Origin of the sequence: Spirillospora sp. NPDC046719, assembly GCF_040645715.1 — a bacterium.
Taxonomy (GTDB): Bacteria; Actinomycetota; Actinomycetes; order Streptosporangiales; family Streptosporangiaceae; genus Spirillospora.
On sequence record NZ_JBEYYT010000267.1, the window covers coordinates 1 to 13,093 of the forward strand.

Below are 13,093 nucleotides of genomic sequence, written 5' to 3' on the forward strand. Positions count from 1 at the left end.
CGCGCCTCGGCCGCCGGGGCCCCCCGCCCCACCCGCCGCACCCGCCCGGCCGCGTCTGCGTCCGGTACGTCCGGCGCGTCCGGCTGGGCCACGGCGGTGCCCGCGGGCGGCGGGACGGCGGCGTCCGCCGCGCCCCCCGCCGGGAAAGGCGCCGGGCTCTCGGCGGGGACGCGGGCGTGGGCGCCGCGCGCCGCCCGGGCGGGACGCGGCTTCCGGCGCCGCCCCGAGGCGTGCATCCAGCGCGGCAGGTGCCGGTCGAGGAACCCGAACGCGGTGTTGCGGTCGCGCAGGTGGACCAGCAGCAGCCCGCCCGGCTTGAGCGCCGCGACGAACCGGTCGAGGACCAGCTCGGCGTGCGGGACCCGCTCGACGAGGTAGGTCGCGTGGACGATGTCGTAGGCGCGCGGCGGCATCGGCACCGTGCGGAGGTCGCCGAGGTGCCACTCGTCGAGGTCGGGCCGCTCGCAGGCGTGCGCGCGCAGCTCGGGGGACTCCAGGTCGACCCCGGTCACCAGGCATTCACGGTCGCCGAGGTCCAGCCCCGCGCCCCAGCCGCAGCCCGCCTCCAGGATGTGGATCCGCTGCAGGGGCTTCTCCAGTGCGTACTGCCTTGCGCGTTCTGAGAAGAGATCGCCGTCGTTGACCGGCGGCGTACGCAGATCGGTCACAGTTTCGCAGCGTAACCGCTCGACTGCGCTCTGTCCGCTATTTGCCTATTCTTGGTAACCGCCGTGTCGCCCTCCGCGACCGGCGGCGTCCTCCGGCGTCGCCAGCGCGAGGGCGTGCGCGGGCGCGTAGTCTGGGACGCGATGCCGGGTCCGCTCACGGATTCCGGTTCTTCGGGCTGCCCTGCCCCTCGGGGTGAATGCGAACTTACGGGCGAAGATGACGCTTTCTGGACTTGTTGACCTTGCGTGCGCCGATCCTGACCTCGAGCGCGCGCTGAAGCGGGCGCGCGTCGACACCGAGGTCGTCGCGCCCCCCGCCACCTGGCCGATCCTCGCCGCGGCGCTGAGCCGCGCGGTCGGCGCGCGCTCCGCCGGTCCCGGCGGGCGGCACGGCGTCGTGCTGGCGGTGACCGCGACGGGCCGCGAGGCCGAGGACCTCACCGCCGCGCTGACCAGCCTGATCGGCGCCGGCCGGGTGGCGCACTTCCCGGCCTGGGAGACGCTGCCGCACGAGAAGCTGTCGCCGCGCTCGGACACGGTCGGGCAGCGGCTCGCCGTGCTGCGCCGCCTCGTCCACCCGGACGCGGCGGACGCGCCCACCGAGGAGGAGGCCCGCGAGCCCGGCGCCGCGGGCGTCAAGGGCGGGGCGCTGGACGTCGTCGTCACGCCGATCCGCGCCGTCCTGCAGCCGATCGTGTCGGGCCTCGCCGACCTGGAGCCGGTCCGGCTGGTGTCCGGCGAGGACGCCGACATGGACGACGCCGTCCGCCGCCTCGTCGACGCCGGGTACCACCGCGTCGACCTGGTGGAGAAGCGCGGCGAGATCGCGGTGCGCGGCGGCATCCTCGACGTGTTCCCGCCCACCGAGGAGCACCCGCTGCGGGTGGAGTTCTGGGGCGACACCGTCGAGGAGATCCGCTACTTCAAGGCCGCCGACCAGCGGTCCCTCGAGGTCGCGCAGGACGGCCTGTGGGCCCCGCCGTGCCGCGAGCTGCCGCTCACCGAGAAGGTCCGCGAGCGCGCGAAGCTGCTGGCCGAGGAGCATCCGGCGCTGGAGGAGATCCTCGGCCGGATCGCCGACGGCGACACCGTCGAGGGCATGGAGGCGTTCTCGCCCGTCCTCGCCGAGAGCATGGAACTGCTCACCGACCTGCTGCCGGACGGCTCGGCGCTGCTGGTGTGCGAGCCGGAGCGGATCCGCACCCGGTCGGTCGAGCTCGTCCGCACCAGCCAGGAGTTCCTGGAGGCCAGCTGGGTCAACGCCGCCGCGGGCGGCGAGGCGCCCATCGACCTCGGCGCCGCCGCGTTCCGGTCGCTGGAGGAGGTCCGCGAGCACAGCACCGAGCTGGGCCTGCCGCGCTGGAGCGTCACCGCCCTCACCCCCGGCGCGGCCGCCGGGGACGCGTCCGACGCGTTCGACCCGGACGCCGCGGGCGAGGTGCTGAACCTCGGCGTGCACGCCGCCGAGGCGTACCGGGGCGACACCACCCGCGTCGTCGGCGACCTCAAGGGCTGGATCGACGCCGGCTGGCGCGTCGTCCTGGTCACCGCCGGGCACGGGCCCGCCGAGCGGCTCGTCCAGCTCGTCGGCGAGGAGGGCGTCGGCGCGCGGCTCGCCGACGTGGCCGCGCCGCCCGAGCCGTCCGTCGTCACCGTCACCACGGGGCTGCTGGAGAACGGCTTCACCTGGGAGCCGGTCAAGCTCGCGGTGCTGACCGAGACCGACCTGTCCGGGCAGAAGTCGTCCACCAAGGACGTCCGGCGGATGCCGTCGCGGCGCCGCGGCGGCATCGACCTGCTGCAGCTCAAGCCCGGCGACTACGTCGTCCACGAGCAGCACGGCGTGGGCCGGTACGTGGAGATGGTCAGCCGGACGGTGCAGGGCGCCACCCGCGAGTACCTGATCCTGGAGTACGCCAAGAGCGACCGGCTGTTCGTCCCGACCGACCAGCTGGAGGAGCTGACCCGCTACGTCGGCGGCGAGGCGCCCAGCCTGCACCGGCTCGGCGGCGCCGACTGGCAGAAGGCCAAGTCCCGCGCCCGCAAGGCCGTCAAGCAGATCGCCGGGGAGCTGATCCGGCTGTACTCGGCGCGGATGGCGAGCCCCGGGCACGCGTTCGGCGCCGACACCCCGTGGCAGCGCGAGCTGGAGGACGCCTTCCCCTACGTGGAGACGCCCGACCAGCTCGCCGCCATCGACGAGGTGAAGGGCGACATGGAGAAGCCGGTCCCGATGGACCGGCTGATCTGCGGCGACGTCGGCTACGGCAAGACCGAGATCGCGGTCCGCGCGGCGTTCAAGGCCGTCCAGGACGGCATGCAGGTCGCGGTGCTGGTGCCGACGACGCTGCTCGTCCAGCAGCACCTGTCGACGTTCACCGAGCGGTTCGCGGCGTTCCCGGTCGTGGTGAAGCCGATCAGCCGGTTCCAGACCGACGGGGAGATCGCCGCGACGCTGCAGGGGCTCGCCGACGGCACCGTGGACGTGGTGGTCGGCACGCACCGCATCCTGTCGGCGCAGACGAAGTTCAAGAAGCTCGGCCTGGTGATCATCGACGAGGAGCAGCGGTTCGGCGTCGAGCACAAGGAGGAGCTGAAGCGGCTCCGCACGCAGGTCGACGTGCTCGCCATGTCGGCGACGCCGATCCCGCGGACGCTGGAGATGGGCCTCACCGGCATCCGCGAGATGTCCACGATCCTCACGCCGCCGGAGGAGCGGCACCCGGTGCTGACGTTCGTCGGCCCGTACGAGGAGAAGCAGATCGCCGCCGCGATCCGCCGCGAGCTGCTGCGCGAGGGCCAGGTGTTCTTCGTGCACAACCGGGTCCGGTCGATCGACAAGGTCGCGGCGAACATCGCCCGGCTCGTCCCGGAGGCGCGGGTCGCGACCGCGCACGGCCAGATGAACGAGCACGAGCTCGAGAAGGTCATGGTCGACTTCTGGGAGAAGAACTACGACGTGCTGGTCGCCACGACGATCGTGGAGTCGGGGCTGGACGTCCCGAACGCCAACACGCTGATCGTCGACCGCGCCGACATGTACGGGCTGTCGCAGCTGCACCAGCTGCGCGGCCGCGTCGGCCGCGGCCGGGAGCGCGCGTACGCCTACTTCCTGTACCAGCCGGAGCAGCCGCTGACCGAGACCGCGCACGAGCGGCTCGCGACGCTCGCGCAGCACACCGAGGTCGGCGCCGGCATGTACGTCGCGATGAAGGACCTGGAGATCCGCGGCGCGGGCAACATCCTCGGCGCGGAGCAGTCCGGGCACGTCGCGGGCGTCGGGTTCGACCTGTATGTCCGGATGGTCGGGGAGGCCGTCCGGGATCTGAAGGAGGGCGGCGCCGAGCCCGAGGCCGTCGAGACCAAGGTCGAGCTGCCCGTCGACGCGCACCTGCCGCACGAGTACGTGCCGGGCGAGCGGCTGCGGCTGGACGCCTACCGGCGGATCGCCGCGATCACGTCCGAGGACGAGATCGGCGCGGTGCACGACGAGCTGAAGGACCGGTTCGGTCCGCTGCCCGTCCCGGTGCTGAACCTCCTGGAGGTCGCGCGGTTCCGCGCGAAGGCGCGCCGGGCGGGGCTGAGCGACGTCACCGTCCAGGGCAACTTCATCAAGTTCGCGCCGGTGGACCTGCCCGACTCCAGGCAGGTGAGGCTGCAGCGGCTGTACCCGAAGAGCATCCTGAAGCCCGCCACCGACACGCTGCTGGTGCCCGCGCCGAAGACGGCGCCGCTCGGCGGCCGCCCGCTGCGCGACCAGGAACTGCTGAAGTGGGCGACCGACCTGGTCGAGGCGCTGTTCCTGGAGGTCTCGCCCGCGTCCGCCGGGCGGGGATAGGCTGCACCGGATCGCCGGTCGATCAGGACCACGGCCGTCCCGACGCGTCCGGCGACGCACAGCGACGAACGACGAGACGAGGATTCCGTGCCCGGTAAGTCCGTGAAGGTCGTGGTGGCCGCCGTGGTGGCGGCCGGCGCGCTGGCCGGCTGCGGCGGCCAGACCCGCGTCGGCACCGCCGCCCTCGTCGGCGGCGACCGCATCACCGTCACCTCCCTCGACCACACCGTCCGGGACTGGCGCGGCCAGTTCAAGGACGACCCGGTCGCCAACCAGATCCGGGCGAACTCCAGCGGTCTCGCGCCGGGCCTCGGCGACCAGGATTCCGAGACGGACATGCAGGGCGCGCTGAGCCTGCTGGTGAACTTCCGCGTCGCCGACCGGGTCGCCCGCCAGGCGGGCGTGTCGGTGCCGGACGGGCTGGCCGACCGGACCACCGCGCTGATGGACCAGCGGGGCGGCGCCGGCTCGATCACGCTGGCCAGCGGGCTGCCGCGGTCGCGCGCCCGCGACCTCGCGCGGTTCATCGCGACGCAGACCGCGGTGATGCAGAAGTTCGGCGCCGACCTGAACAACGCGCAGAGCCCGCTGACCGCGCAGGCCGCGCAGCAGTGGGGCGAGCTGTTCCAGCGGACCGCCGCCGGCATGCACATCAAGATCAACCCGCGGTTCGGCCGGTACGACGCGGCCAAGGTCGACATCGGCCCGGTCGTGTACGACCTGTCGTCGGCGGAAACGGGTACGTCGAACACATGAGCGAAGCGAACCGGGGGGTGCGGGGGCCGTCCCCCCGCAGGCGGCTCGCATGATCGAAGTGGACCGGGGGGTCCTCCTCCGGCGGGGGACGCGCGCATGAGCCTGACGCTGCTGGCGACCACGCACCGGGTCGCGCCCGGCCTGCTGACCTGGAAGGCGTGGGACGCGCTGCGGTCGGCGGGGCGGGTGCTCGCCCGCCCCGCCCATCCGCTCCTGCCGTACCTGCGCGACGCCGGCGTGACCGCCGAGGAGACCGCCGTCCCGGACCCGGCCGCGCTCGTCGCCGCCGCGCGGCAGGCCGACGTCGTGTGGATCGCGGCGCCCGAGGGCGACGAGGACCTGATGCGCGCGGTCGGCGCCCTCGTCGTCGGTGACCCGCTGGACGTCGAGGTGCTGCACGGCTCCTACGACCTGCCCGGCGCGCGGCTGCTCGACCTGGTCGCGGTGATGGAGCGGCTGCGGCGCGAGTGCCCGTGGGACCGGGAGCAGACGCACGAGACGCTCGTCCCGTACCTGCTCGAAGAGTCCTACGAGGTGCTCGACACCATCGAGAACGGCGACTACGGCGCGCTGCGCGAGGAGCTCGGCGACGTGCTGATGCAGGTGGCGTTCCACTCCGAGGTGGCCGCCGAGCGCACCGACGACACCGCGTTCACCATCGACGACGTCGCCGCCGGGATCGTCGACAAGCTCGTCCGGCGGCATCCGCACGTGTTCGCGGACGTGGCGGTGGCGGGCGCCGACGAGGTCAACGCCAACTGGGAGCAGATCAAGGCGGCCGAGCGGGCGGCGAAGAGCGGCGCGGACGCGTCCGCGCTGGACGGCGTCCCGATGGGCCAGCCGGCGCTGTCGCTGGCCGCGCAGCTGCAGCGCCGCGCCGGCCGCGCGGGCGCTCCCGGCGAGCTGGCCCCGACCGCCGCCGACACCGGGAACGACCTGGGAATACGGCTGTTCGCCCTGGTTCGGGAGGCCGCTGATCGCGGACTCGACGCCGAAGCGGAGTTGCGGGCCGTATCCCGGGTATTCCGCGATCGTGTCAGAGCGTGGGAGCGGCGGCGGGCGCACGACTGATTCGGGACATCGCGGGCGGAACATCGCCGATGGGGTGGTCCGCCGGAAGTCGCCCGTCTACAGTGAGCGCGTGCCGAACGGGGCCGAGGGCGGCGGCGGGAACGGGGACCGGTCACCGGTGCGCCGTCGCCGGCGGCTGCTGACCTCCTCCACCACGCCGGCCCAGAAGTTGCGCGCGCTGCGCGGCCTGGGCGTGCTCGGCGGCGTCTCCGGGGTGCTCGTCGCGCTCATGGTCCTGCCGACGGCCTGCACGGCCGGGGTCAACGCCCGCGACTCGGCGCGCTGGTTCGACAGCGTCCCCGCCGACCTCGACACCTCCGGCGTGCCGCAGCGGTCCCGGATCCTCGCCGCCGACGGCTCCACGCTCGCGACGTTCTTCTACCAGAACCGGGTGGACGTCCCGCTCGCCAGGATCGCGCCCGTGGTCCGCAAGGCCGTCGTGGCGATCGAGGACAGCCGCTTCTACGAGCACGGCGCCATCGACGCGCAGGGCACGCTGCGCGCGCTCGTCAGTGACCTCGGCAACGGCGAGGTCACCCAGGGCGGCTCCGGCATCACCCAGCAGTACGTGAAGAACCTGCTGCTCACCCAGGCCGACTCGGCCGCCGAGCGCGACGCCGCCAAGGAGATCTCGGCGGCCCGGAAGATCCGCGAGCTGCGGTACGCGGTGGCGCTGGAGAAGCGCTACCCCAAGGACGAGATCCTGCGCCGCTACCTCAACATCGCCTACTACGGCGCCGGCGCCTACGGCATCGAGGCCGCGTCCCGCCGGTACTTCTCCAAACACGCCTCCCAGCTGAACCTCGCCGAGTCGGCGCTGCTCGCCGGGGTCGTCCGGTACCCGTTCGCCTACGACCCGACACGGCACCCGGAGGCGGCCCGCAAGCGCCGCGACACCGTCCTGCAGCGCATGGCCGACCTCGGCTACATCGACCAGGCCACCGCCGCCGCGACCGAACGGCAGCCGGTCCGGCTGCACGTCCAGGACGTCAAGAGCGGCTGCGTCACCAGCTCGGCGCCGTTCTTCTGCGACTACGTGCAGCGGGAGATCCTCGCGAACCCGGTGTTCGGCAAGACGTCCGGCGACCGCGAGAAGCTGCTGAAACGCGGCGGCCTCACCATCCGCACCACCCTGGACCGGCGGGCGCAGAAGGCCGCGCAGCGCGCCGTCGACGCGCACGTCCCGGCGAAGAACTCGGCGCACAAGGCCGCCGCCGAGGCGATGGTGGAGCCCGGCACCGGCCGGATCACGGCGATGGCCGTCGACCGCAGGCTCGGCTCCGACAAGGTGCGCGGCAAGACCTGGATCAACTTCGCCGCGGACGCCGACCACGGCTCCAGCATCGGGATGCAGGCCGGGTCGACGTTCAAGGCGTTCACCCTGGCCGCCGCCCTCGACCAGGGCCTGCCGTTCGGCACCCGGCTGATGGCGCCGAAGGAGTACACGCCGGTCGGCTACCGCGACTGCAAGGGCCGCCGGGTCGGCGACCCCGGCGCGTCGCTGCACAACGCGGGCGACGGCGAGGGCGGCAAGCCGTTCAGCATCGTCACCGGCACCCAGCACTCGGTGAACACCTTCTTCCTCGCGCTGGAGAAGAAGGTCGGCCTCTGCCCCACCGTCAAGATGGCCGAGAAACTCGGCATGAAGCAGGCCACCGGCAAGCCGCTGCAGCAGTACCCGTCGTTCACGCTCGGCATCAACCCCGTCTCGCCCGTCCGTCTCGCCGCCGCCTACGCCGCGTTCGGAGCGCGCGGCCGGTACTGCTCGCCGATCGCGATCACGCAGATCACCGACGCGTCCGGGCACCGCCTCAAGGTGCCGAGCGCGCACTGCGAGCAGGCCATGGACAAGGAGACCGCCGACGCCGTCAACTACGTGCTGCGCGGCGTGCTCACCAAGGGCACCGCCGCCGGCCAGGGCATCGGGCGACCCGCTGCCGGCAAGACCGGAACCGTCGACAACTTCTCCGCCGCCTGGTTCGCCGGCTACACCCCGGACCTGGCCGCCGCGGTCTGGGTCGGCGACCCGCGCGGCGGCTACCAGCACCCCATGTCGGACCTGTGCATGGACGGCCGCTGCTTCGGCCCCGTCTACGGCGCGACCATCCCCGCGCCGATCTGGCAGCAGAGCATGGCCGGCGCGCTGGCCGGCACGCCCGCGTCGTCGTTCGTCCGGCCCCCGTCGCACTTCTTCAGCAAGGGGACGGGCGAGGAGAGCGCCAGGCTGCCCGACGTCCGCGGGATGAAGGTCGCGGACGCCGCCGCGAAACTGCGCGGCGCCGGGTTCACCGTCCGGATCGGCGGCGCGGTGAAGTCCGACTACCCCAAGGGGACCGTCGCGCGGGTCTCCCCGTCGTCGGCGCGGCCCGGCGACACGATCACGCTGCGTCCGAGCAAGGGCGGCGGCGGCCCCAAGCGCCGCGCCGAGGCCGGCGGCCCGCGCCACGGAATCCCGCACTGACCTGCGCACCTGTGTGATCGTCGGGTACCGGGGTAGATCATCCGACGGGGTGATCCCAGTACTGGTCCATCGGGGGGACGATCGTCATGCGAGCCATCGCCGTGTCCGAATACGGCGCCACACCGGCGCCCACGCACCTGCCGCGCCCGGAGCCCGGCCCCGGCGAGATCCTCGTCAAGATGATCGCCGCGGGCCTCAACCCGGTCGACTGGAAGATCGCCGACGGGATGCTGAAGGACGCACTGGAGGCCCGCTTCCCGCTGATCCTCGGCCAGGACGGCGCCGGCGTCGTCGAGGCCGTCGGCGAGGGCGTCACCCGGCTGCGGCACGGCGAGCAGGTCTACGGCATGTTCCGCGACGTCGAGCGCGGCATCGGCAGCTACGCCGAGTACGCGCTGGCCTCCGAGGACGGCCCCGTCACCCGGATGCCCGCCGGGATGATCTACACGCAGGCCGCCGCGGTGCCGACGGCGTGCGGCACCGCGATGGCGATGGTGGACGAGGCGGACGTCGACACCGGGCAGACCGTCCTCGTCGTCGGCGCCACCGGCGGCGTCGGCCAGGCCCTCGTGCAGCTCGCCGCGCTCACCGGCGCCAAGGTGATCGCCACGGCCCGCGACGACATGGCGGGCACGATCCGCCGCCTCGGCGCCGACGAGACCGTCGACCACTCCCAGGGCGACCTGAACGACCAGGTGCTCCGCGTGCACGGCGACGGCATCGACGCGATCCTCGACGTGGCCAGCGACACCCAGGGCACCGAGCGCCTCGCGCAGCTCCTGCGGCCCGGCGGCACCTACGTCAGCACGACCTGGGCGGTGAACCCCGACGCCATGGAGGCCCAGGGGTACCGCGGCGTCAACCACGTCGGCGCGCCGTCCGCCGAACTGCTGGACCGGCTCTCCGACCTCATCGACGCGGGCGAGCTGCGGGTGATGATCGAGCGCGAGGTCCCGATGGAAGCGGCGGGCGACGCGCTCGCCGACAACCGCGCCGGAGGGGCCCGCGGCAAGACGGTGATCCGGATCTGAGGTGATCACGGCGCCCGTCCGGGCATGCAGCACGGAACAGACCCCCGTGAGGAGACAGACATGAACGACGACGAGAAGCGCGCCCGGATCCGCGACCTCGACGCGAACATCTCCCGGCTCCGCGCCGAGCTGCCCGCCCCGTCGGCGGACGCCACCGACTTCGTCGACGGCGGCCAGAACCTCGCCGCCCGCGAGGAACTCGCCGGCCAGATCGAAGCCCTGGAGAACGAACGCCGCCGCCTCCAGGACGAACTGAGCTAGCCCTGCTTGCCCAGGGGGGCGACCCCCTGGAACCCCCGTCACGGTCGGGAGGCTGTTTCGCGCTCCGCTAGAGCTCCGCGCGAAACAGCCCCTCAACCGTCGGGCATGCCCGCTGCGCTCGCTGGCGCTCGCTCCGCGTGCCTGCCCGTGGCGGTGGCCGGGCTTCAAGCCACCGGGGGTTGAGGTTGAACCGGGGGCTGGTGTCTGCTCCGCGTGCCATGCCCGTGTTGGCCCAGGGCCGACCTCCCGGAATCCCCTCAACCGGCGGGCAGGCTCGCTGCGCATGGACGGCTACGGATGGCCGACGGTCCTTGGCCTCGGCCGGCACCGACCTCAGCGTTGCGATCGCGTGCGAAGCCAGGTTCGAGCTTGCGAGAACCTGATCGCGCAGCGAGCCCCCAGGGCGAGTCGGAGCGATGCGGCGATCGTCGCGTCACCCGTGGAAGGAAGGCGCCTTTGCGCCTGGCGCCAAGGGTGGCGGGATGGGGACATGGTGCATTTTGGACCAGTTGCGGGCCATGGCGATGCGGTCGGGGCCGGATGGGTGGGTCATCCAGAGCAGGTACTCGGCCCAGTTCGGGTCCGGGTCGTCGATGTTGCGGACGGACAGCTCGTGCTGCATCGCGACGAACGTGGACGGGTCGCGGGTGAGGGTGAGGGCGTGCGCGTCGGCGCGGGCCTCGATGCGGCGGCTGACGAGGTTCTGCACCGGGGCGGCGACCTGCGTCCCGGCGGCGACCAGCGCGAGGACCAGCGCGATGGAGCGGGGGTCGGCGGGGCCGGTGCTCCGGGCGTCGCGGACGGCGGGGACGTCCGGGTCGACGCCGGCGCGGCGCAGCAGCCGCGGCGACGTCGTCAGCAGGTAGAGCAGGCACAGGCCGCCCGCTACGCCGAGCCCGCCCACGAGGGTGCCCCACAGCACGTCGTTGCGCTTGGCGTGGCCCAGCTCGTGCCCGACGATCGACTCGATCTGCGGGCGCGGCGACTTCAGCAGCGTGTCGTACAGGACGATGCGGCGCGTCGAGCCGAACCCGGACACGTAGGCGTTCAGCGAGGTCGTCCGGCGCGACGCGTCGGCGACGAGGACGTCCTTGACCGGCACCCCGTCGCGTTTCGCCATGGCGAGCAGGTCGGTGCGCAGCTGACCGGCGGGCAGCGAGTGGAACTTGTTGAAGACCGGCTCGACCGCGACCGGGTAGATGAACGACACCGCGACGACGAGCACGAACCCGCCCGCGGCGGCGCCCGTCCACCAGTAGCGCGGGAAGCGGCGGACGACCGCGTACAGCAGGAGCAGCGCGATCGTGTAGATGACCCAGGTGACGCCGAGGGACTTGAGCTGGTCGACGGCCCACGAGGGCCAGCTCTGGGTGGACAGCCCGTAGCGGCGCAGGACCGATTCGCTCCAGATGTCGAACGGGAGGCCGAGGACGCGCAGCAGCGTGGTGAGGGCGACGGCCGCGGCGGCGACGCGCAGGGGACGGCGGCGGACGCGCGCGGTCGTCCAGCCGATGAACCGGGAGCCGAGCGGCGTGAAGCCGAGGACCAGGACCACGGCGAGGCCGACGACGAGCCCGGAGTAGGCGGGCGGGTTGACGGCGCCGTCGAACGCCTTCGCTCGGGCGATCTCGCGCGGAGTGAAGTCGAGGGAGGGGTCGGCCCGCACGTGCCCGCCGGGGACGTGGCCGGGCAGCGGGTTCCACGGGGTGGTGAGGCCGAGGACGGCGGCGACGCCGGCGAATAGCAGGACGGCCGCGACGGCGGCGGCGCGGCGCGGACCCCGCGTCCCGCCGGCGGACGCGCGGCCGTCCGGGCCGGCGTCCGGGCGGCGGGGGTGTTCGGCGACCGACGGCTCGCCGCCGTCTCCCTCGCTCATGTGAGCTCCTTCTTCAGGTAGTCGCGCCACAGCGCGACGAAGCGGTCCCGGGTGAGGCCGAGCACGGAGCGCAGCGCGGCGGCCTCGGAGGCCCGCCCGGCGGCCCGGTACAGCCGGACGAGCGTCGCCTCACCGTACCGGCCGGCGACCATCCGGCAGGCGAGCCAGGACTCCTGGTAGGCCTGGGAGAGATGGTCGGAGGAGCCGGCGAAGTCGGCGGCGGTGGGCAGCGCGGACGGCACCCGGCCCGACCGCAGCTCGCGGCGCAGCTCGCTGGCGGCCGACCGTACGCTCACCTTCGCGTGCTTGTAGCCGACGTAGTCGGCGAACCCCTCGATGAGCCACAGCGGGGTGGTGCGGTCGGTGGCGCCGCCGGTCGCGACGTGGGTCAGCTCGTGGGTGAGCACGACGGTGCGGCCGAGCTCGTTGAGCCGGCCGAAGGTGCCGGGGGAGACGATGACGCGGTCCTCGCCGCGGCCGCCGCCCGCGGACGGCGCGACAGTGGCGAGCGCGGCGATCTGACCGAGGCTCTCGTCCGGCCCGGCGAGGGAGGCGGCGAGCCGCTCGTCTGCGGGGACCAGCGCGACGGCCCGCTGCGCCCAGCCCTTCCCGACGACGCCGGTGACGACCGGGACGGCCGCGTCGAGGCGCTCGGCGATGCCCTTCAGCCCGCCGCCGTCGCCGACGACGAGGCTGGCGCGGCCCCTGACGACGCTCAGCGGCCCGGCGTCCCAGATCTCGGCGTCGTCGTGGTAGCCGAGGGCCGAGCCGTCGCCGACGACCGTCCAGGCGCCGGAGCGGGGCGCGAACGTGAGGTGGCGGGTGCGGGCGACGTCGGCGCGGTCGAAGCCGTGCAGCCGGTACCGGGTCTCGACGCGGACGACGGCGGCGCCGCCCTCTGCGTTCGCCGACTCGGTGCCCGCGAACCGCTCCGTCCAGCCGTCCAGGGGGAGCCTGCGGAGGTTGTCGTAGAGCCGGGCCTGGGCGTCCTGGAACGCGGCGGGCGCCGAGGAGACCGTGGCGAGGAAGGCGGTGCGGTCGCCGGCCGCGACGGCGCGGGACCGGTTCGCCAGGACGGCGCGCGCCGTGTCCGGGTCGAACGGCGCGGTGGGCCGGGCGGTGCGGGCGGCG

At 73.7% G+C, this 13,093-nt stretch carries 9 protein-coding genes; 6 read left to right on the forward strand and 3 right to left on the reverse strand.

The genetic code is table 11. The features are described 5' to 3' along the window. The coding region (locus ABZ914_RS33715; protein WP_500198220.1) for a class I SAM-dependent methyltransferase at positions 1-668 on the reverse strand (668 nt) is incomplete at its 3' end. Positions 669-885: 217 nt separating this feature from the next. Here ABZ914_RS33715 and mfd point away from each other — a divergent pair. The 6 genes from mfd to ABZ914_RS33745 all read left to right on the forward strand — a co-directional run bounded on the left by mfd (position 886) and on the right by ABZ914_RS33745 (position 10,086). Further along, positions 886-4,506 (forward strand): transcription-repair coupling factor, encoded by a 3,621-nt coding sequence (gene mfd / locus ABZ914_RS33720; RefSeq protein ID WP_500198221.1) that lies wholly within the window; start codon positions 886-888, stop codon positions 4,504-4,506. Positions 4,507-4,593: 87 nt separating this feature from the next. Continuing rightward, on the forward strand, positions 4,594-5,262 hold the full coding sequence (locus ABZ914_RS33725) for a hypothetical protein (protein WP_500198222.1): 669 nt from the start codon (positions 4,594-4,596) through the stop codon (positions 5,260-5,262). Positions 5,263-5,358: 96 nt separating this feature from the next. Beyond that, complete coding sequence (locus ABZ914_RS33730) at positions 5,359-6,333, forward strand: nucleoside triphosphate pyrophosphohydrolase (RefSeq protein ID WP_500198223.1); 975 nt, start codon at positions 5,359-5,361, stop codon at positions 6,331-6,333. 70 nt (positions 6,334-6,403) lie between these two features. Then, positions 6,404-8,794, forward strand: a complete 2,391-nt coding sequence (locus tag ABZ914_RS33735) for a penicillin-binding protein (protein ID WP_500198224.1) — start codon at positions 6,404-6,406, stop codon at positions 8,792-8,794. Positions 8,795-8,880: 86 nt separating this feature from the next. Then, positions 8,881-9,825 (forward strand): NADP-dependent oxidoreductase, encoded by a 945-nt coding sequence (locus ABZ914_RS33740; RefSeq protein ID WP_500198225.1) that lies wholly within the window; start codon positions 8,881-8,883, stop codon positions 9,823-9,825. A 60-nt stretch (positions 9,826-9,885) separates the two neighbouring features. Then, positions 9,886-10,086 carry a hypothetical protein gene (locus tag ABZ914_RS33745; RefSeq protein ID WP_500198227.1) on the forward strand — a complete coding sequence of 67 codons (201 nt, stop codon included), beginning with the start codon at positions 9,886-9,888 and terminating at the stop codon, positions 10,084-10,086. A gap of 433 nt (positions 10,087-10,519) precedes the next feature. Here the strand turns inward: ABZ914_RS33745 and ABZ914_RS33750 are convergent, their stop codons facing one another. Both ABZ914_RS33750 and ABZ914_RS33755 read right to left on the reverse strand, forming a co-directional pair. Continuing rightward, positions 10,520-11,962, reverse strand: coding sequence for a M48 family metallopeptidase (locus tag ABZ914_RS33750; RefSeq protein ID WP_500198228.1), 1,443 nt, complete (start codon positions 11,960-11,962; stop codon positions 10,520-10,522). Continuing rightward, on the reverse strand, positions 11,959-13,093 hold a 1,135-nt coding region (locus ABZ914_RS33755; protein WP_500198230.1), incomplete at its 5' end, for a hypothetical protein. The genes ABZ914_RS33755 and ABZ914_RS33750, both read right to left, overlap by 4 nt.

Coding starts and splice junctions, on each gene's coding strand:
- mfd (WP_500198221.1), top strand. CDS start 886: ATGACGCTTTCTGGACTTGTTGACCTTGCGTGCGCCGATCCTGACCTC.
- ABZ914_RS33730 (WP_500198223.1), top strand. CDS start 5,359: ATGAGCCTGACGCTGCTGGCGACCACGCACCGGGTCGCGCCCGGCCTG.
- ABZ914_RS33740 (WP_500198225.1), top strand. CDS start 8,881: ATGCGAGCCATCGCCGTGTCCGAATACGGCGCCACACCGGCGCCCACG.
- ABZ914_RS33745 (WP_500198227.1), top strand. CDS start 9,886: ATGAACGACGACGAGAAGCGCGCCCGGATCCGCGACCTCGACGCGAAC.
- ABZ914_RS33750 (WP_500198228.1), bottom strand. CDS start 11,962: ATGAGCGAGGGAGACGGCGGCGAGCCGTCGGTCGCCGAACACCCCCGC.